At 56.7% G+C, this 17213-nt stretch carries 17 protein-coding genes and 1 pseudogene; 4 read left to right on the forward strand and 14 right to left on the reverse strand.

From position 1 onward, the window contains the following. Window positions 1-142 precede the first annotated feature (142 nt). The 7 genes from ACLEIV_RS15565 to ACLEIV_RS15595 form a co-directional block, all read right to left on the reverse strand. The gene (locus tag ACLEIV_RS15565; protein WP_071473096.1) at window positions 143-346 is read right to left on the reverse strand and encodes a cold-shock protein; all 204 of its coding nucleotides are present in this window, start codon (window positions 344-346) and stop codon (window positions 143-145) included. 262 nt (window positions 347-608) lie between these two features. Next, a complete protein-coding gene (gene carB, locus ACLEIV_RS15570; RefSeq protein WP_410457550.1) occupies window positions 609-3836 on the reverse strand; it encodes a carbamoyl-phosphate synthase large subunit in 3228 nt (1075 codons plus the stop codon). A gap of 16 nt (window positions 3837-3852) precedes the next feature. Beyond that, window positions 3853-4989 (reverse strand): glutamine-hydrolyzing carbamoyl-phosphate synthase small subunit, encoded by a 1137-nt coding sequence (gene carA, locus ACLEIV_RS15575; protein ID WP_410457551.1) that lies wholly within the window; start codon window positions 4987-4989, stop codon window positions 3853-3855. A gap of 411 nt (window positions 4990-5400) precedes the next feature. After that, entirely contained in the window at window positions 5401-6213 is an 813-nt protein-coding gene (dapB, locus tag ACLEIV_RS15580; RefSeq protein ID WP_410457552.1) for a 4-hydroxy-tetrahydrodipicolinate reductase, read from the reverse strand. Between the two features lie 187 nt (window positions 6214-6400). Further along, window positions 6401-7012, reverse strand: coding sequence for a BamJ family beta-barrel-assembly machinery protein (locus tag ACLEIV_RS15585; RefSeq protein ID WP_410457553.1), 612 nt, complete (start codon window positions 7010-7012; stop codon window positions 6401-6403). Window positions 7013-7063: 51 nt separating this feature from the next. Next, on the reverse strand, window positions 7064-7984 hold the full coding sequence (locus ACLEIV_RS15590; protein WP_410457554.1) for an ROK family protein: 921 nt from the start codon (window positions 7982-7984) through the stop codon (window positions 7064-7066). A gap of 152 nt (window positions 7985-8136) precedes the next feature. Then, a complete protein-coding gene (locus ACLEIV_RS15595; RefSeq protein WP_410457555.1) occupies window positions 8137-8400 on the reverse strand; it encodes a helix-turn-helix domain-containing protein in 264 nt (87 codons plus the stop codon). Window positions 8401-8854: 454 nt separating this feature from the next. Between ACLEIV_RS15595 and ACLEIV_RS15600 the strand changes: the two genes are divergently transcribed. The 3 genes from ACLEIV_RS15600 (at window position 8855) to purU (ending at window position 11253) form a co-directional block, all read left to right on the forward strand. Then, window positions 8855-9808, forward strand: coding sequence for an OmpA family protein (locus ACLEIV_RS15600; RefSeq protein WP_410457556.1), 954 nt, complete (start codon window positions 8855-8857; stop codon window positions 9806-9808). Window positions 9809-9918: 110 nt separating this feature from the next. Continuing rightward, window positions 9919-10380, forward strand: a complete 462-nt coding sequence (locus tag ACLEIV_RS15605; protein ID WP_410457557.1) for a YchJ family protein — start codon at window positions 9919-9921, stop codon at window positions 10378-10380. Between the two features lie 36 nt (window positions 10381-10416). Continuing rightward, a complete protein-coding gene (purU, locus tag ACLEIV_RS15610) occupies window positions 10417-11253 on the forward strand; it encodes a formyltetrahydrofolate deformylase (RefSeq protein WP_410457558.1) in 837 nt (278 codons plus the stop codon). Between the two features lie 196 nt (window positions 11254-11449). Here purU and ACLEIV_RS15615 read toward each other — a convergent pair whose 3' ends face one another. After that, window positions 11450-11740: a DUF1244 domain-containing protein gene (locus tag ACLEIV_RS15615; protein ID WP_410457559.1), complete on the reverse strand. Its 291-nt coding sequence runs from the start codon at window positions 11738-11740 to the stop codon at window positions 11450-11452. 69 nt (window positions 11741-11809) lie between these two features. Between ACLEIV_RS15615 and yfbR the strand changes: the two genes are divergently transcribed. Next, window positions 11810-12403 (forward strand): 5'-deoxynucleotidase, encoded by a 594-nt coding sequence (yfbR, locus tag ACLEIV_RS15620; RefSeq protein WP_410457560.1) that lies wholly within the window; start codon window positions 11810-11812, stop codon window positions 12401-12403. 259 nt (window positions 12404-12662) lie between these two features. Here the strand turns inward: yfbR and ACLEIV_RS15625 are convergent, their stop codons facing one another. From ACLEIV_RS15625 to ACLEIV_RS15650, 6 genes and pseudogenes are all read right to left on the reverse strand, one after another. Continuing rightward, window positions 12663-13199 carry a DUF3833 family protein gene (locus ACLEIV_RS15625; protein ID WP_410457561.1) on the reverse strand — a complete coding sequence of 179 codons (537 nt, stop codon included), beginning with the start codon at window positions 13197-13199 and terminating at the stop codon, window positions 12663-12665. Further along, on the reverse strand, window positions 13196-13603 hold the full coding sequence (locus ACLEIV_RS15630) for a DUF2878 family protein (RefSeq protein ID WP_410457562.1): 408 nt from the start codon (window positions 13601-13603) through the stop codon (window positions 13196-13198). Before ACLEIV_RS15630 ends, ACLEIV_RS15625 begins: the two co-directional genes overlap by 4 nt. After that, window positions 13573-13923 (reverse strand): annotated as a pseudogene (locus tag ACLEIV_RS15635) (class I SAM-dependent methyltransferase); the annotation flags it as partial. The gene ACLEIV_RS15630 and the pseudogene ACLEIV_RS15635, both read right to left, overlap by 31 nt. 4 nt (window positions 13924-13927) lie before the next feature. After that, complete coding sequence (phrB, locus tag ACLEIV_RS15640) at window positions 13928-15337, reverse strand: deoxyribodipyrimidine photo-lyase (protein ID WP_410457596.1); 1410 nt, start codon at window positions 15335-15337, stop codon at window positions 13928-13930. Beyond that, window positions 15309-16154 carry a MerR family transcriptional regulator gene (locus ACLEIV_RS15645; RefSeq protein WP_410457563.1) on the reverse strand — a complete coding sequence of 282 codons (846 nt, stop codon included), beginning with the start codon at window positions 16152-16154 and terminating at the stop codon, window positions 15309-15311. The genes phrB and ACLEIV_RS15645 overlap by 29 nt, the downstream gene beginning before the upstream one ends. Further along, window positions 16144-17106: a YbgA family protein gene (locus tag ACLEIV_RS15650; protein WP_410457564.1), complete on the reverse strand. Its 963-nt coding sequence runs from the start codon at window positions 17104-17106 to the stop codon at window positions 16144-16146. Before ACLEIV_RS15650 ends, ACLEIV_RS15645 begins: the two co-directional genes overlap by 11 nt. Window positions 17107-17213 lie beyond the last annotated feature (107 nt).

Genomic DNA, 17213 nt, shown 5'->3' on the forward strand with positions numbered 1-17213 from the left:
CGATGAAAGCGCACGATACCGCAAGCGACAAAAATTTGTGCCGATGAGACAAGCTGACCGCTTTGTTTTCTTCCCTTGCATGATACAAAAACAAAAAACCCGCCGAAGCGGGTTTTTTAGGTCTTGAATTACCGAAGGGTAATTACAGAACCTGAATCTGTGAAGCCTGCGGACCCTTGGCACCTTCAGTAGCGGTGTAGGATACTGCCTGGCCTTCTGCCAGAGTTTTGAAACCACTACCGACGATTTCGGAGAAGTGGGCAAACAGATCTTTGCTGCCGTCAGCCGGAGTGATGAACCCAAAACCTTTTGCTTCGTTAAACCATTTTACGGTACCGTTAGCCATTTTTTCTTACCTTTATTTTAGTGACGAGCTCATGCTCGGAAAATGCAACAAATATCAAATAAGGGAAGCTTGGTGACTGTAGTGCCATAAGGAACGAACAATGTACAACGGCCGCGCTAACTTGAATCTTTTGCTGGAGTGCACTCTACGGGAGTCGAGGGGTGTCGTCAAACTTTATCGCGAATATTTTTGTATGAATAACATACAATAAAAAAGGCGCCGAGAGGCGCCTTTTTCCAATCGTACTATCTCGCAATACCGCTTATTCGCCCTTGGCGATACGGGCATGCATTTCCTGTACTGAAATAACCGACGCGGTGGCGTCATGCGCCATCGCCATCACGGTAGCGAAGGCACCGTTCAGGGTGGTGGTGTAGGCCAGTTTCTGGGCCAGGGCACCACGGCGCAGCTGTCGCGAGTCTTCGATGGCCTGACGACCCTCCGCGGTGTTGACGATGTAGGTGTACTCATTGTTCTTGATGCGATCAAGAATATGAGGACGGCCTTCATGTACCTTGTTCACCAGACGCGGGTTGATGTTGGCTTCGCCCAGCACCACGGCAGTGCCGTGAGTGGCATCCAGCTGATAACCGGCTTCCAGCAGGCTGGCGGCCAGATCGACCACTCGCTGCTTGTCACTGTGACGCACGGACAACAGGGCACGGCCTTCTTTCGGTACACCTTTACCGGCGCCCAGGTGAGCCTTGCCAAAGGCTTCGGCGAAGGTTTCCCCCACGCCCATCACTTCACCGGTAGAACGCATTTCAGGACCGAGCAGCGGATCGACACCCGGGAACTTGTTGAACGGCAGCACCACTTCCTTGACGGAATAATAAGGCGGAATGATTTCCCTGGTCACACCCAGCTCGGCCAGTGACTTGCCGGCCATGACCCGGGCAGCTACCTTGGCCAGCGGAATACCGGTGGCTTTGGACACGAAGGGCACGGTACGAGCGGCACGCGGGTTGACTTCGATAAGGTAGATATCGTTACCCTTGACCGCGAACTGGATGTTCATCAGACCGACGACCCCCAGCTCCAGGGCCAGCTTGCGCACCTGCTCGCGCATCTCGTCCTGAATGGCCTTGCTCAGGGTATAGGGAGGCAGAGAGCAACCGGAGTCACCGGAGTGAACGCCCGCCTGCTCGATGTGCTCCATGATACCGCCGATGACCACGTCTTTGCCGTCACAGATGGCATCGACATCCACTTCGGTGGCGTCATCGAGGAAACGATCCAGCAGTACCGGTGACTCGTTGGACACGGTAACCGCTTCGTTGAAGTAACGACGCAGATCCTGCTCGTCATAGACGATTTCCATCGCCCGGCCGCCCAGTACATAAGAAGGACGAACCACCAGCGGGTAACCGATCTTCTCGGCCAGAGACACCGCCTGCTCCATGGCAGTCACGGTGGCGTTCTGCGGCTGCTTCAGCCCCAGGCGCTCTACTGCCTGCTGGAAGCGCTCACGGTCTTCGGCACGGTCAATGGCATCCGGGCTGGTACCTATGATGGGTACACCGGCAGCTTCAAGGTCGCGAGCCAGTTTTAGCGGCGTCTGGCCGCCGTACTGTACGATCACGCCCTTGGGCTTTTCGATGCGCACGATTTCCAGCACATCTTCCAACGTGACCGGCTCGAAGTAGAGACGATCGGAGGTGTCATAATCGGTGGATACGGTTTCCGGGTTACAGTTGACCATGATGGTTTCAAAACCGTCTTCCCGCAGGGCCAGCGCAGCATGTACACAGCAGTAGTCGAATTCGATACCCTGACCGATACGGTTGGGGCCGCCACCCAGGATCATGATCTTGTCTTTATCGGACGGCTTGGCTTCACATTCGTCATCATAGGATGAGTACATGTAAGCGGTATCGGTCGAAAACTCGGCGGCGCAGGTGTCTACCCGCTTGTAAACCGGGAATATTTCGTAGCGATGGCGCAGCTTGCGTACTTCACCTTCGGACACACCCAGCAGTTTGCCCAGGCGGATGTCGGCAAAGCCCTTGCGCTTCAGGCTGCGCAGCAACTCGGGAGACAGGTCGGCCATGCCGAGTTCTTTTACCTGATCTTCCAGCTTGACCAGATCTTCAATCTGCACCAGGAACCAGCGGTCCACATTGGTCAGCTTGAAGACGCCGTCAACGCTCATGCCGGCACGGAAGGCATCGGCAATGTACCAGATTCGCTCGGGGCCCGGCTCTTGCAGCTCGTGGCGAATGCGCGACAGGCTGTCTGAATCGTTGAGGTCAACGATGGGATCGAAGCCGTGCTGACCGGTTTCCAGGCTGCGCAATGCTTTTTGCATCGATTCCTGGAAGTTACGGCCGATGGCCATGACTTCACCGACCGACTTCATCTGGGTAGTCAGACGATCGTTGGCGCCGGCAAATTTCTCGAAGTTGAAGCGTGGTATCTTGGTCACGACATAGTCGATGGCCGGCTCGAACGAGGCCGGAGTCAGGCCACCGGTGATGTCGTTTTGCAGCTCGTCCAGGGTGTAACCGATGGCCAGCTTGGCCGCTACCTTGGCAATCGGGAAACCGGTTGCCTTGGAAGCCAGAGCAGAAGAACGGGATACCCGCGGGTTCATCTCGATGATGACCATGCGACCGGTCTTGGGGTCGATCCCGAACTGCACGTTGGAGCCGCCGGTTTCCACGCCAATTTCGCGCAGCACCGCCAGCGAGGCGTTACGCATCAGCTGGTATTCTTTGTCGGTCAGGGTCTGGGCCGGTGCCACGGTAATGGAGTCACCGGTATGTACGCCCATGGCATCGAAGTTTTCGATGGCGCAGACGATGATGCAGTTATCGTTACGATCCCGCACCACTTCCATCTCGTATTCTTTCCAGCCGATCAGGGATTCGTCGATCAGCAGCTCGTTGGTCGGCGACAGATCCAGACCACGGGTACAGATTTCTTCAAATTCTTCACGGTTATAGGCGATGCCGCCGCCGGTGCCACCCATGGTGAACGAAGGACGGATGATACAGGGGAAACCCACCTCTTCCTGAACCTTGTAGGCCTCTTCCATGGTGCGGGCGATGCCGGCACGCGGACAGGCCAGACCGATGCTCTTCATTGCCTTGTCGAAACGGCTGCGATCTTCGGCCTTGTCGATGGCATCGGCGGTGGCACCGATCATCTCGACGCCAAACTCGGCCAGTACGCCGTGCTTTTCCAGCTCCAGGGCACAGTTCAGTGCGGTCTGGCCACCCATGGTGGGCAGAATCGCATCCGGACGCTCTTTTTCGATGATCTTGCGCACCACTTCCCAGTGGATGGGCTCGATATAGGTCGCATCGGCCATCTCCGGATCGGTCATGATGGTGGCCGGGTTGGAGTTCACCAGAATGACCCGGTAACCTTCTTCACGCAGGGCCTTGCAGGCCTGAGCGCCGGAGTAGTCGAATTCACAGGCCTGACCAATCACAATCGGGCCTGCGCCCAGGATCAGAATGCTCTGTATGTCTGTACGTTTTGGCATAACTCTTCCCTACTCCTTACGCGCGGTACTGCTTAATCAAATCGATAAAGTGGTCGAACAGGTCGGCCGCTTCATGCGGGCCCGGGCTCGCCTCGGGGTGCCCCTGAAAGCTGAACGCCGGCTTGTCGGTACGATGAATACCCTGCAGGGTTCCATCGAACAGCGACACATGGGTGGCACGCACGTTGTCAGGCAAGGTGGTTTCGTCCACCGCAAAGCCATGGTTCTGGCTGGTGATCATCACCACGCCTTTGTCCAGGTCTTTCACCGGGTGATTGGCGCCGTGATGACCGTGCCCCATTTTAATGGTTTTGGCACCACTGGCCAGGCCCAGTAACTGGTGACCCAGGCAGATACCGAACACCGGAATGTCGGTTTCCAGGAAGGCTTTGATGGCCTCGATGGCATAGTCACAGGGCTCGGGGTCACCGGGGCCGTTGGACAGGAAGATACCGTCCGGATTCAACGCCAGCACGTCGGCAGCCGGGGTCTGGGCCGGTACTACCGTCAGGCGGCAGCCGCGGTCCACCAGCATGCGCAGAATGTTGCGTTTCACACCATAGTCATAGGCCACCACATGGTAGGGCAATTCGGCCTCGGCAGGCTGACTGTGGCCTTCGCCCAGGGTCCAGCTGCCTTCATTCCAGGGATAAGCCTTGGCGGTGGTGACTTCCTTTGCCAGATCCATGCCTTTCAGGCCGGGAAACGCCCTGGCTTCGGCCAGAGCTGCCGCTTCGTCCAGATTCACACCGGCGATGATACAACCGGCCTGAGCGCCTTTTTCACGCAGGATACGGGTCAGCTTGCGAGTATCGATATCGGCAATACCCACTATGTTATGGGCTTTGAGGTAATCGGAAAGAGAGCGCTGATTGCGGAAGTTAGAGGCGATAATGGGCAGATCACGAATGATCAGGCCCTGGGCATGCACCCTATCGGACTCTTCATCTTCAGCATTAGTGCCGGTATTGCCTATATGAGGATAAGTAAGCGTAACGATTTGACGGGAATAAGATGGGTCGGTGAGGATTTCCTGGTATCCCGTCATCGACGTATTGAATACCACTTCACCGACGGAACAACCGTCGGCACCAATGGCTGTACCAGGGAAGACAGAACCGTCTTCCAATACAAGCAGCGCTGAGTGAGTCAAGACAACCTCCAAGTTAATTCTTATAAATCAACAATTTACCTGGCTGTCCCGAGGTGCAGACAAAAAAATATTACTGCATCCCGGCTAATACTGGGCAAATTCTGCGTATTTTATATAAAAGCAGCGTTTTCGACAAACTTTTTCGTTAAAAACCTTTCATCCCGCCAGAGAACGGCGAAAATAGAAATAAAAGTCGATAAAAAATGCATAAAAAGCAAAACAAAAGAGAAATAGGTAAGAAAATAATCGGGTTGAAATAGAATTTAATATTTTGATATGAAAAATAAAAGATAATAAAATAAACAATTACAAATCAATACGTTACAAAATAATAAAAACGAAAAACCCAGCCTAAACCCCGATTTTTTCTCACTAATAGGGGGTTAAAGCCGAGTTCATCGTCTTAATGCATTACTTAAGGTTCAATACGTCCTGCATGTCGTACAGACCCGCCTGTTGGCCGGCTATCCAGGCCGCGGCCCGCACGGCACCATTGGCAAAGGTCAGCCGATTGGACGCCTTGTGGGTGATCTCGACGCGCTCACCGATGTCCACGAACATGGCGGTATGTTCACCGACGATATCACCGGCACGCACGGTGGCAAAACCGATGGTGTTGCGATCCCGCTCTCCGGTAATGCCCTCTCGGCCATACACGGCGCACTCTTTCAGGTCCCGGCCCAGGGTGTCGGCAATCACCTCGCCCATGCTCAGCGCGGTACCCGACGGCGCATCGACCTTGTGTCTGTGATGGGCTTCGACAATTTCGATATCGGTGTAATCGCCCATGACCCTGGCGGCCTGCTCCAGCAACTTGAACACCAGATTAACGCCGACGCTGTAGTTGGAGGCCATGACCATGGCGATCTCGGCGGCAGCGGCGTGAATCTCGGCCTTTTGTGCCTCATCGAAACCGGTGGTGCCGATGACCAGTCGCTTGCCGTGCTGTCGAGCCAGGGCGATATTGGCCAGGGTCGCTTCCGGCCGGGTAAAGTCGATGATCACGTCTACCTGTTCGATCACCGCCGCCAAACTGTCGGTGACCATCACATCCAGCCGGCCGACATTGGCCAGCTCACCCACATCGACGCCCAGTACCGTGGAGCCGGCATGCTCAATGGCCGCGGTCAGGGTGACGCCTTCGGTATGAGTCACTGACTCCACCAACACCTTGCCCATGCGTCCGTTACAGCCAGCCACGGCGATGCGAACCGGATTTGTCATGCTGTTATTCCTTTATTCATGTAAGCCGAAGGGTAAACCGGAAGTTTGCCAGATAAGAGTAGGCTTTAAAACGAAAAAGCCGTGAGGAGTAAAGCAAGAGAGCGTCATGACTATTTACGCCTTACTCCTCACGCCTCCCTCTCTTTCAAGGGTATAAAAAAACCGGCGGCTGCCGGTTTTTTCAGAATCAGGCGATTTCGAGCAGTTCAACTTCGAACACCAGAGTCGCGCACGGCGGGATGGAGCCGGCACCCTGTTCGCCATAGGCCAGATCGTGGGGCACATACAGCTTCCACTTGGAGCCAACCGGCATCAGTTGCAGGGCTTCGACCCAGCCTTTGATCACGCCGTTCACCGGGAACTGAGCCGGCTCGCCGCGCATGACAGAGCTGTCGAATACGGAACCGTCGATAAAGGTGCCATGGTAATGTACGCGTACGGTATCGGTCGCGGCAGGCTTGGCGCCTTCACCCTGGGCCAGTACTTCGTACTGCAGGCCGGACTCGGTCTGCTGCACTTCGGCGCGCTCACCGTTGGCAGAGAAGAAAGCGGCTTCCGCTTCTTTGGCTTCAGAAGACTGGGCAGCCTGCTGCTCTTGCATGCGCTGGGTGATCACCTGGAAGGCACCGTTGATGTCTTCGCGAGAAACGGCGAATTCCACGCCGGCAAGGGCGTCGGCCAGGCCCTGTTGTACGGCTGACACTTCCAGTCCTTCGAACGACTGCTGAACCAGTTGATCACCGATTTGACGACCAACACCGTAGCTGGCCTTTTGCTCTACTGTCTCATATGACGACATGACATTCCCTTCGTTTGGGTACAAAAAAGGCATGCTAACAAAATAAGTCGGTCAGCTAAATGGCAAGGCCGCACGCCTGGCCAATAATGCAGCACCCCGTACCCCGCCGCTACCACCAAACACCGGGGCTCGCACCGGTGCCTGTGCCACATTCTTCATCAGGTATTCGGGTATCCGGGTATTCAGCTCCCGATATAACCAGGCATATTCGCTGAGCCCGCCACCCAGCACCACCACATCCGGATCCAGTTGGGTCATCAAATTCCCCAGCCCCGCCGCCAGAATATCCAGATAAAGCGACAGACAATCGCTGGCCGCCTGTTCCCCCCGTTGCCAGGCACAGATAATGGCCGGGCCCGACAGCGGCTCACCGCCACCATGTTGGTAAAGCCGGCTTAGCCCGGTGCCGGAGACATAAGTTTCCAGGCAGCCACGCAGGCCACAACCACAGGGAAACAAAGGCAGCCCCGGGTGACGCTCCAGCAGAGTGGCGTTGATCCCCCCATGACCGAACTCGGCACTGCCGCCGCGGCCACTGTTCACCAACCGCCCTCGATGCAACAGGGCGCCCCCCACCCCGGTACCCAGGGTCAGCGCCAGGGCCAGCTCGGCCTCGGCCGCCGCCCCCTGATGATATTCCGACAACAGAAAACAGTGGCCGTCATTGTCGGCGTACACGGCTCTTGCCAGCAGATGTTGCAAATCGCCTTGCAGGTCTCGGCCATGGATCGCCGAGACATTAGGCGCCAGTATCAGGCCATGACTATCCAGCACACCGGGAAAACCGATGCCGACGCTGCCGGCCGTCTGCCAGCGACTATCGGCCGCATTCACCAGACCGGCCAACAACCGAATAAAAGAAGCATACGTGGTCGGCGGCGTCTTGTGCACCGAACGTTCTCGCTCAACGCCCTGCGCATCAAAGACGGCAAAGGCTGTCTTGCTGCCGCCGATATCAACACCGTAAAACATCGGGAAACCTCTGCAGAAAACAGCGGAGATTACCTCTATGGACATGACTCCGCCAATAAATACCACGACGTAGTTGCCGGCATCGCGGTATGAGGGCTTTAAGTACGGGGGCAATAACATGAAGATAAGAGCACAACCCCTTATCTCTACTATTATTCGGCGGTCTGCTCAGGGCTCACCTGTCCGACACTTTCGATGGTCTGGTCAGACAACAACCAGAGGGTAAATTTGTGCAGATCGGGGTGCTGCGCCAACGCAACCAGAAAAGCGCCGCCCACTTCCCTATATCCCAACTCATAGTTTTTCAACGTGGTAGGGGGGACCTGGATCAGCTCTGCAAATCTTGGGCGGCTGAGACCCATCGCCTCACGGATTTGCCGGATTTTTTTTCCGACCAAGCTGGTATCTGGGTTCATAACCTTGCTACTCCTATCGAAGAATTCCGATAACCACTGGTATCGCTGTCTTATTAGTTTAACACCGGTAAAGAGACTCGTTATGCACTGGTCTCGTTTTACCGAAAATAATTCCGAACTAGACTCAGATAGCGCCAAATAACACCATATAACTCCATTTTCTCCGCAAACTGCAGCATTGCATTGCAAAACCCAGTGCAAACTGCATCAATATCTTGTAACTGGCGCGACAAAATTAGCCTTTTTGACCGGCCGCCTGCTTGTGAGCCTCAATGAAAACCGTTAGTCTGCTACTCGTGCGGATGTACAGATACAAGATGAATTTGTGCCATATGGTTCTCCTCTGGACAATAAAAATACAAAGAGGACTTTCCGCACTTCACCGCCTCTAATGTTCGGTGATGTACCCATTTCGGCCTATATGCCGAAAACTCATAAAATGAGGAAGACAATTATGAAAAAGACAGTGGCTCCTTCTCTGATTGCAATGGCTCTCGCAGCTGCCGGTATTTCTGCCAACGTTCAGGCCAATGACTGGTACCTGGGTGCCGGTGCCGGTTACGCCCAATATGAAGATATCGATGACAACAACGCGGCCCTCGACGACGATGGCGAAGCGGTCAGCATATTCACCGGCTACAACTTCAACCAGTACTTCGGTGCCGAGCTGGGTTTCAACTACTTAGGTGAAGATGCCGATACCAAGGCACTGAACCTGTCTGCCATCGGCCGCCTTCCTCTGAGTGAGCGCGTATCCCTGTTTGGTGAGCTGGGTGCCCTGGGCTGGGATACCGATGCCGGCGCCGGTGACGAAGGCGTTTCTCCGCTGGCCGGTCTGGGTCTGACCTATCGCGCTTCCGATCTGGTCGACGTACAGGCTCGCTATCGTCGCATCGAAGACATGGGTGATCTGCAAAACAACGGCTTCGAAACCGATGTAAACAACTTCATGCTGGAACTGGTACTGCACCCGAACCGCGGTGTGACTACTCCGCCTCCAGTAGCCCCGGTTGTTCCTCAGCCGGCTCCCGAAGTGGCCTATGAGACCCGCACCGTCACTGCCGATGGCTCCATCTACTTCGCCTTCGACAAGTCCGACTTGTCTTCCGACTCTCGTGCCACCCTGGACGAAGTAGCACGCTTCGCCCAGCAGAACCCGGATCACCAGGTTGAACTGGCCGGTTATGCCGACCGTCTGGGTAGCGCCGAGTACAACCGTCGTCTGTCCGAGCGTCGTGCTCTGGCCGCCAAAGACTATCTGGTTCAGCGTGGCGTTGCCGCTCAGAACATCCAGACGGCCTGGTACGGTAGTGAACTGGCCGAAGGCGTGACCGAAGCCGAACGTCAGCGCGATCGTCGTGTTGATGCCAAGGCTCAGGCGACCATTCAGGTTGAAATCATCGAATAACATCGTTTCGATTCTTGATGTTAAAAACGGCTCTTCGGAGCCGTTTTTTATTTTTACCTTACTACGGTCATGGCATACTGTTTTTCTTTTTATCCCGGGCTTCCCTCCCCATGCGTTGCTATTGTCACAGTCAGCAGCCTTTCGAACTCTGCTGCCAACCTTATCTGCAGGATGTTTCACCGGCGCCGACGCCCCTGGCCCTGATGCGTTCCCGCTACAGTGCCTTCGTACTGGGTCTGGGCGACTATCTGCTGCAAAGCTGGCACTCCGAAACCCGGGGAGCGCTCACCGTAGATGAACTGTCACAAACCGGACTCGATACCGACTGGCTTGATCTGTCCATTGTTTTTGCCCGTGGCACGCCCACCGATGAAGAAGGCGTGGTGGAGTTCAAGGTACGCTACAAGGAAAACGGTCGGATTGTCACTCTGCATGAGCAGTCTCGCTTTGTTCGGGAACAGAGCCGCTGGATGTACCATTCCGGCCAGCTCAATCCCCCGAAAATAGGTGCCAATCAGCCCTGCCCGTGCGATAGCGGAAAGAAATACAAACAGTGCTGCTCCAGACGCTGAGACCTTTCACTTAACTAGCTGACAGACCCTTATATAATGGAACGAAAAATACTGCTGACTCATTGTCCCGATGCCAAGGGACTGATTTCGAAGATCACCAACATCTGTTACAAGCACCAGCTCAATATCATGCGAAATGACGAATTCGTGGACTACGATAACGGTCATTTCTTCATGCGTACCGAGCTGGAAGGCTATTTCAACGATCACACCCTGCTCGCCGATCTGGACGACGCCCTGCCCGCCGGCAGCCAGCGCCGACTGGTGCCCGCCGGCAACAAGCGGGTGGTCATACTGGTGACCAAGGAAGCCCACTGCCTGGGCGACATCCTGATGAAACGCTTCGCCGGGGCCATGAACATCGACATCCAGGCGGTGGTCGGCAACTACGACACCCTGGCCGGACTGACCGAGAAGTTCGATATTCCCTACCACACGGTATCGCACGAGGGGATGAACCGGGCCGAACACGAACTGCAGCTGGCCGAGATCATCGACCGCTATCAGCCCGATTATGTGGTGCTGGCCAAGTACATGCGTATTCTCAGCCCCGAATTCGTGGCCCGTTATCGCCAGCGGCTGATCAATATCCACCATTCCTTCCTGCCCGCCTTTGTCGGCGCCAGCCCCTATCGTCAGGCCTTTGAGCGCGGCGTGAAGATGATTGGCGCCACCGCCCATTTTGTGACCGACGATCTGGATGAGGGCCCGATCATAGAGCAGGACGTAACCCACGTGAATCATACCTTCAACGCCCAGGAGATGGCCAAGGCCGGACGTGATGTGGAAAAATCGGTACTGAGCCGGGCACTCAATCTGGTGCTGGAAGAAAAAGTGTTCGTCTACGGCAACAAGACGGTGGTGTTCAAGTAACAGCCCTTCGGGCAGCTGGAAGCTGTCAGTGGTGGAATTTGAGGGCTCTCGGCTGTACTTGTAAATGCATAGTTGCCAGCAGTACGGATTCCGGGTCATGGCCCTGAATGACTGAAGTATAAAATCTGCAGGTACAACGCTGTACCTGCAGACAAAGTCTGACTGCTTACAACTTAAAGCTGACCGATTACGGCTGTTATTTCTGGCTCCGGGCGAAGGCGGCCTTCTGCTCGGGCGTCGCTTCCTGCTGGTATTTCGCCTTCCACTCTTCGTAGGGCATACCGTACACCCGCTCCCGGGCCTGATCGTAATTCATCTCTATCCCCTGCTCGTCGGCGGCGGCCAGATACCACTTGCTCAGGCAGTTACGACAGAAACCGGCCAGGTTCATCAGGTCGATATTCTGCACATCCTTGCGCTTGTCCAGGTGCGCCAGCAGGGTACGGAAGGCGGCGGCTTCCAGTTCGGTTTGGGTTTGCTTATCCATGTGCTCTTCTCCATTGGGGTCGGTTGGTGCCATTATAACGATATCGCCCTCAACAACACAGGCACGTCCATGAAACGCAGTCACTTCTTCGCTCATATGGCCCGCATGAAGCTTATCCAGCGCTGGCCGCTGATGCGCAGCATAGAGCAGGAAAATGTCGCCGAGCACAGCCTGCAAGTGGCCATGGTGGCCCATGCGCTGGCGGTGATCAGCAATACCTTTTTCAAGGGCACCCTGGATCCGGCCCAGGCGGCCATGCAGGCGCTGTTTCACGATGCCAGCGAGGTACTGACCGGCGACCTGCCCACCCCGGTAAAATACTTCAATGAAGACATAGCCCGGGCCTACAAGGATATAGAACGCAACGCCGAGCAGAGCCTGCTCGCCATGCTGCCCGCCGAGCTGCAGGCGGCCTACGCCCCCCTGCTCTGCGGACACGGGCCAGACGACTACCGCCATCTGGTGAAATCGGCGGACATTCTCTGTGCCTACCTGAAGTGTGAGGAAGAACTCAGCGCCGGAAACCGGGAGTTTGCGGCGGCCAAGAAGCGGCTCACCACCATGCTGGATGCGCGCATGAACGACGAAATCCGCTATTTTCTCGAGGTGTTCGTGCCCAGCTTTTCACTGTCGCTGGACGAAATTTCCAGCCCGGAGTTTTAACGTCTCGTGAACGGATTGCGATAACCGCAGAGCTCCGGCCGATGGGCACTGCTCGGCTGACACCTCCGCCCTCCCCGAGTAGAGCCGCCGTCTGGTGGCACTTCCTACAGACAGCACCGGCGTCATTGAAGAGGCTGCAGGGATCCCGTCAAATGCCAAGGATGGCATTTACTGAGCGTCACAGGGATGTGCCCGAAGCGGCTCGGAAGTGGCAGCCCTACAGCCTCCCAGCAAGCCATGTTGTAAGAATGAAACAACTTCACCCCTCACCATTCTTGCGCTCGATCCATAGGATCACTTCGCCGACCTTGAAACCCCACTTGGTCATTTCGGCGCGGTTGAGTACCCGGTTGTCATCGAGCAGATACATCCAGTCGTTGAAGTCGATATTCCAGGTCTGGCCGTCAACCGGCACCGACAGGGTATAACGCCAGTTCAGGGCCCCCCCCCGGGCCTGGCCTTTGGCCGGCACCACCACATCGTCTGCGGTACCGCTGTAGTGGCCATTGGCGCTTTTTTCTATGTACCATACCCGGCGCTGCCACTCGGTCACGGTGGCATCGAGCAAGTCCTCCTTGCCGATATCCCGCTGATAACGCAGTACCAGTGCCTGAGGAAAGTCACCGGCCCTATACTGTCCGTCTGCGCTGTAAAAACGGGCCTGATACAGACCCCGGAACAACCAGCGCATGCTGCCCTGACCGACTAGGTTCAAATCCGCCGTCGGGCTGGCCCACAATGGCGATGAAAATGGCATGGCCAACAGCCACAGTAGCAACAGGACTTTTTTCATCATGCTTCCCTCCGCGCACGCCGTTCGAGCCGCACCAACAGCGGTAACAAGACCGACCACAACAACGCCAGTATCACCGCGCTGGGCCAGAATCCCAGCGGCAGGCTCACCGCCCCCAGTTGCCAGCCGGCCAGGTAGGAACTGGTGCCGGCAACTGCCCCTATCGGCATCAACAGCCAAAGTGGCACGCGCCGCAACCAGCACAGGCTGTACCCCAGGGTCAGCACAAATCCTGCCCACAGCAACGCCAGCCACAGCACCCGCACATCGGCCCGGCGACTGGGGGTAAATACGAAGTGCAGCAGCAGCAAGAAGCCGGTCAGCAGGCTCCAGCTGTTTTGTCCCGCTACCGCCAGCAGCCAGAACCCCTCGAAGGCTAGCAGTTGAGTCCATTGCCATCTAGACACCTGCGTGCTCCCGGCTTAGCCGCCTCAAAATGCACCAGTCCTATAGTGCCCTCGCGAAAACCACCCTCGCAGTAGGCGAAGTAAAAAGCCCACAACCGATGAAAATCCTGGCTGTAGCCCAGACGTATCAGCGCCGGCTCCAGCCGATGAAAACGCTCGGCCCATATCTTCAGGGTCTCGGCATAATGCTGGCCGTAATCCTGCAGACGGGTCAGGGTCATGTCGGTCTGCTCTTTCAGGTGCCGGCACATTTCGCTTACCGAAGGCAGACAGCCACCGGGAAAGATATAACGCTGAATAAAGTCCACGCCCTTACGGTAGGGCTCATACCGCCTCCCTGTCTTTCAGCGCATCGAACATGGCGATGGCATGCAGCCGGGCCCGGCCGTGGTCGACCATCGGCTTGGGATAGCCATGCCCCGGGCTCTGATTATCCAGCCAGTCGTGCGGTGCATGAATCATCCTGGCCGGTACCTCGGTCAGCTCCGGCAGCCAACGGCGAATGAAATCGCCCTCCGCGTCGAAGCGCTCCCCCTGGGTGGTCGGGTTGAACACCCGAAAGTAGGGCGCCGCATCGGCGCCGGTGCCAGCAGCCCATTGCCAGCCGCCGTTGTTGGCCGCCAGCTCGCCATCAATCAGGCACGACATGAACCAGGCTTCTCCCCGGCGCCAGTCGATATGCAGATCCTTGGTCAGAAAGCTGGCCACTATCATCCGCAGCCGGTTATGCATCCAACCGGTCTGCTTCAGGCAGCGCATGGCCGCATCGACGATGGGATAGCCGGTCTGGCCCTCACACCAGACCCGGAACCCTTCGTCGTCCCGACTCCACGGCAGCGCCTCGGTATCGGGCTTGAAGGCCCGCCCCATAGACAGGCGTGGAAAGGCCACCAGCAGGTGGCGATAGAATTCCCGCCAAATCAACTCATTAAGCCAGGCAAATCCCGGCTCGCCGCGGCTGAACGGCAGTTGTTCCAGCTCGGCCTCGATGGCCGCCAGACACTGATTGGGGGACATAATGCCGAGCGCCAGATAAGGCGATAAGCTGCTAGTGCCGTCATCGGCCGGGAAATCACGCCGTTCGCCATAATCCCGTAACGACAACTGACAGAATTGCGTCAGCCGCTCGGCAGCGGCGGCCTCTCCCGCCGGCCAGGCTTCACTCGATACCCGCTCGCCACTCAGGTTCGGGGGCTTGAAAGGCAGCGGTTCCCCCAGAGCCGCCGGCATCGGTAACAACCGGTAACCGCCGGCGCTCAGCCTGGCCAGCCAGCTTTTGGCGAAGGGGGTAAACACCTTGAACATGTCGCCACCTCGGGTGATCAGGCTGCCGTGATCGACCACGCAATCGCCGTTGTACACCCGACAGGGGATGGGCAGTATCTGTTGCACCGCCTTGTCACGACGACGTTCGTCGATGCCGATTTCCCGGTTGGCATAAAGGGCATCGAAGGTGCGCTCCTCCAGCCACCGGGCCAGCAGGCCCGGTACCTCGGCAAAGGTATCGACGGTCAGCACCGTCAGCGGTATACCCAACTGCGCCAACTGCTCGTTCAGCGCCTGCAGATTGCGGGACAGAAAGTCACGCTGCATGGCCGACTTGCCATGCTCTTGCCACTGGCCCGGACAGTCGATATACACCGCCTCCACCTCGGTGCCGTCGGCGGCGGCTTCATACAGGGCAGGGTTATCCGCCACCCGCAAATCAGTTCTGAACCAGACTAAATGACGCATCATGTTCCCTCGCTATGTCACTGACCCAGGCCGAAAAGGGCCGCTTCAGCCAACCTTGCTGCCGATAAAGAGCGCCGAGCTCACCGATAAAAAAACAATTCTGCGGAAAGGCGGCGTCCATGTCGCTGAACCAGCCTTGGCTCAGGCCGGCTCCCAGTATCACCACCAGAACATCAAATTTGAGTCTTCCCTCCGCCAGCGGCAAGGTCAGCGGATCGAGTATCCCCAGATCCAGACTGCGACATTCCAGCCCCTGCAATTCAAACTGGGTCAGCACCGCCAGCTGTTCTCTCACCTGGCCTACTCTAGCTACCGCCACCACAGGCCCGGTTTTGATAGTCAGTAGCTGATGTAACAACCGCTTCAACAAGGCCAGAGCACTTTGTTCGATCAACTGCGCATCGGGACGATGCAGACGAGCCAAAGCCTGCAGCCAGGGATCTATCACCCGGCGTAACACCAGCTCTGCCGGATAGAGACGGGTCAGCTCCAGCAGATCGGCTTCCAGACGGCCGAGATTAAGTTGCAGCGCGGCCGTCATCAGCCGGTCCCGGGCCTGCTCCCAGTTGGAGCCGCTGACTTCTGGTGCAGGATCGGCCAGCAGGCCTTTCACCTGTCCGATACTGACCCCCTGACCCAGCCAATGCAGTATCTGGCGGATCAGGGCGATATCGTCTTCGGAGTACAGGCGGTGGCCTTTTTCGGTACGGGCCGGCTTCAACAGGCCGTAACGACGCTGCCAGGCGCGCAGGGTAACCGGGTTGATACCAGTTAGCCGGGACACGTCCCGGATCGGATATTTAGGCTCAGATACCATAACGCAGTCGCAATGCCTCCGGATGAGGGTTCAGGTACACCTGTCGGTGCAGATAGTCGTTGGGGTGCTCTGCCAGGTAATGACGTAACAGGATAATGGGCGCCAGCAAGGGTAATATGCCTTCCCGGTATTGATGAATCGTGCGGGCCAGTTCCTGGCGCTGGCGGGAGCTTAGCTCCTGTTTGAAATAGCCCTGCAGATGCTGCAACACATTGGTGTGATTGGTGCGGCTGACGTTATTGCTCAGCGCCTGCATCATGCCTTCGATATAGGCATCCGCCTTGTGCTCGAGAGCGACGGACAGATCGGACAGATCGGACAGCAAATTGCCAAGCCGCCGGTAGCTGTCGCGATGATGCGCCATCAGCAAATACTTGTAACGGCTGTGAAAGGCGATGAGACGAGCCGCGGTTAACCCTTCGTGGCGCAGGCACTGCCAGTCATGCAGGGCAAAGACCCGGGTCACGAAATTTTCCCGCAGCGTCGCATCGTTGAGCCGGCCATCTTCTTCCAGCGGCAACAAGGGCTGCGCCCGCATCAGCTCGGCGGCATAGATACCGGTGCCTTCCCTGGCATTGCCCTTGCCACTGTCATGGTAAACCCGCACTCGTTCCATGCCGCAGCTGGGCGATTTGGCACAGAGGATATAGCCACTGAGGCCATCAAACTGGGTTGCCATTTTCTGGCCGTAATCACGTAAAGCCGCGGTCACGTCTTGCCCTTTCGCCGTTTGCGCCAGTATGTCGCCGTCCTGATTGATCAGCCGAATACTGGGCCGGGGCGTGCCCAGGCCGATGGCCATTTCCGGACACAAGGGCACAAACTCCACGAATTCGGCCAGCTGTTCGGTGCAGAAGTGGGAACGCTTGTGACCACCGTCGAAGCGCACCGGTTGCCCGGTCAGACAACCGCTGATGCCGACGCGTATTACCTTTGGGTTAAACTTATACATATCTAGCCCTCTTGTACAACTATATCTTACAAGATAAGCATAGTTGTACAACGAGATCAAGTTTGTACAAGATGAATTTCAATTCGAACAGGAAACCAGCGCATTTA

Source organism: Oceanisphaera submarina (assembly GCF_046521305.1).
Lineage (GTDB): Bacteria > Pseudomonadota > Gammaproteobacteria > Enterobacterales > Aeromonadaceae > Oceanimonas > Oceanimonas submarina.

Bases quoted from the DNA above. Each gene is read 5' to 3' on its own strand.
- ACLEIV_RS15565 (WP_071473096.1), bottom strand. From the start codon at position 346: ATGGCTAACGGTACCGTAAAATGGTTTAACGAAGCAAAAGGTTTTGGG.
- carB (WP_410457550.1), bottom strand. From the start codon at position 3,836: ATGCCAAAACGTACAGACATACAGAGCATTCTGATCCTGGGCGCAGGC.
- dapB (WP_410457552.1), bottom strand. From the start codon at position 6,213: ATGACAAATCCGGTTCGCATCGCCGTGGCTGGCTGTAACGGACGCATG.
- ACLEIV_RS15585 (WP_410457553.1), bottom strand. From the start codon at position 7,012: ATGTCGTCATATGAGACAGTAGAGCAAAAGGCCAGCTACGGTGTTGGT.
- ACLEIV_RS15590 (WP_410457554.1), bottom strand. From the start codon at position 7,984: ATGTTTTACGGTGTTGATATCGGCGGCAGCAAGACAGCCTTTGCCGTC.
- ACLEIV_RS15595 (WP_410457555.1), bottom strand. From the start codon at position 8,400: ATGAACCCAGATACCAGCTTGGTCGGAAAAAAAATCCGGCAAATCCGT.
- ACLEIV_RS15600 (WP_410457556.1), top strand. From the start codon at position 8,855: ATGAAAAAGACAGTGGCTCCTTCTCTGATTGCAATGGCTCTCGCAGCT.
- ACLEIV_RS15605 (WP_410457557.1), top strand. From the start codon at position 9,919: ATGCGTTGCTATTGTCACAGTCAGCAGCCTTTCGAACTCTGCTGCCAA.
- purU (WP_410457558.1), top strand. From the start codon at position 10,417: ATGGAACGAAAAATACTGCTGACTCATTGTCCCGATGCCAAGGGACTG.
- ACLEIV_RS15615 (WP_410457559.1), bottom strand. From the start codon at position 11,740: ATGGATAAGCAAACCCAAACCGAACTGGAAGCCGCCGCCTTCCGTACC.
- yfbR (WP_410457560.1), top strand. From the start codon at position 11,810: ATGAAACGCAGTCACTTCTTCGCTCATATGGCCCGCATGAAGCTTATC.
- ACLEIV_RS15625 (WP_410457561.1), bottom strand. From the start codon at position 13,199: ATGATGAAAAAAGTCCTGTTGCTACTGTGGCTGTTGGCCATGCCATTT.
- phrB (WP_410457596.1), bottom strand. From the start codon at position 15,337: ATGCGTCATTTAGTCTGGTTCAGAACTGATTTGCGGGTGGCGGATAAC.
- ACLEIV_RS15645 (WP_410457563.1), bottom strand. From the start codon at position 16,154: ATGGTATCTGAGCCTAAATATCCGATCCGGGACGTGTCCCGGCTAACT.
- ACLEIV_RS15650 (WP_410457564.1), bottom strand. From the start codon at position 17,106: ATGTATAAGTTTAACCCAAAGGTAATACGCGTCGGCATCAGCGGTTGT.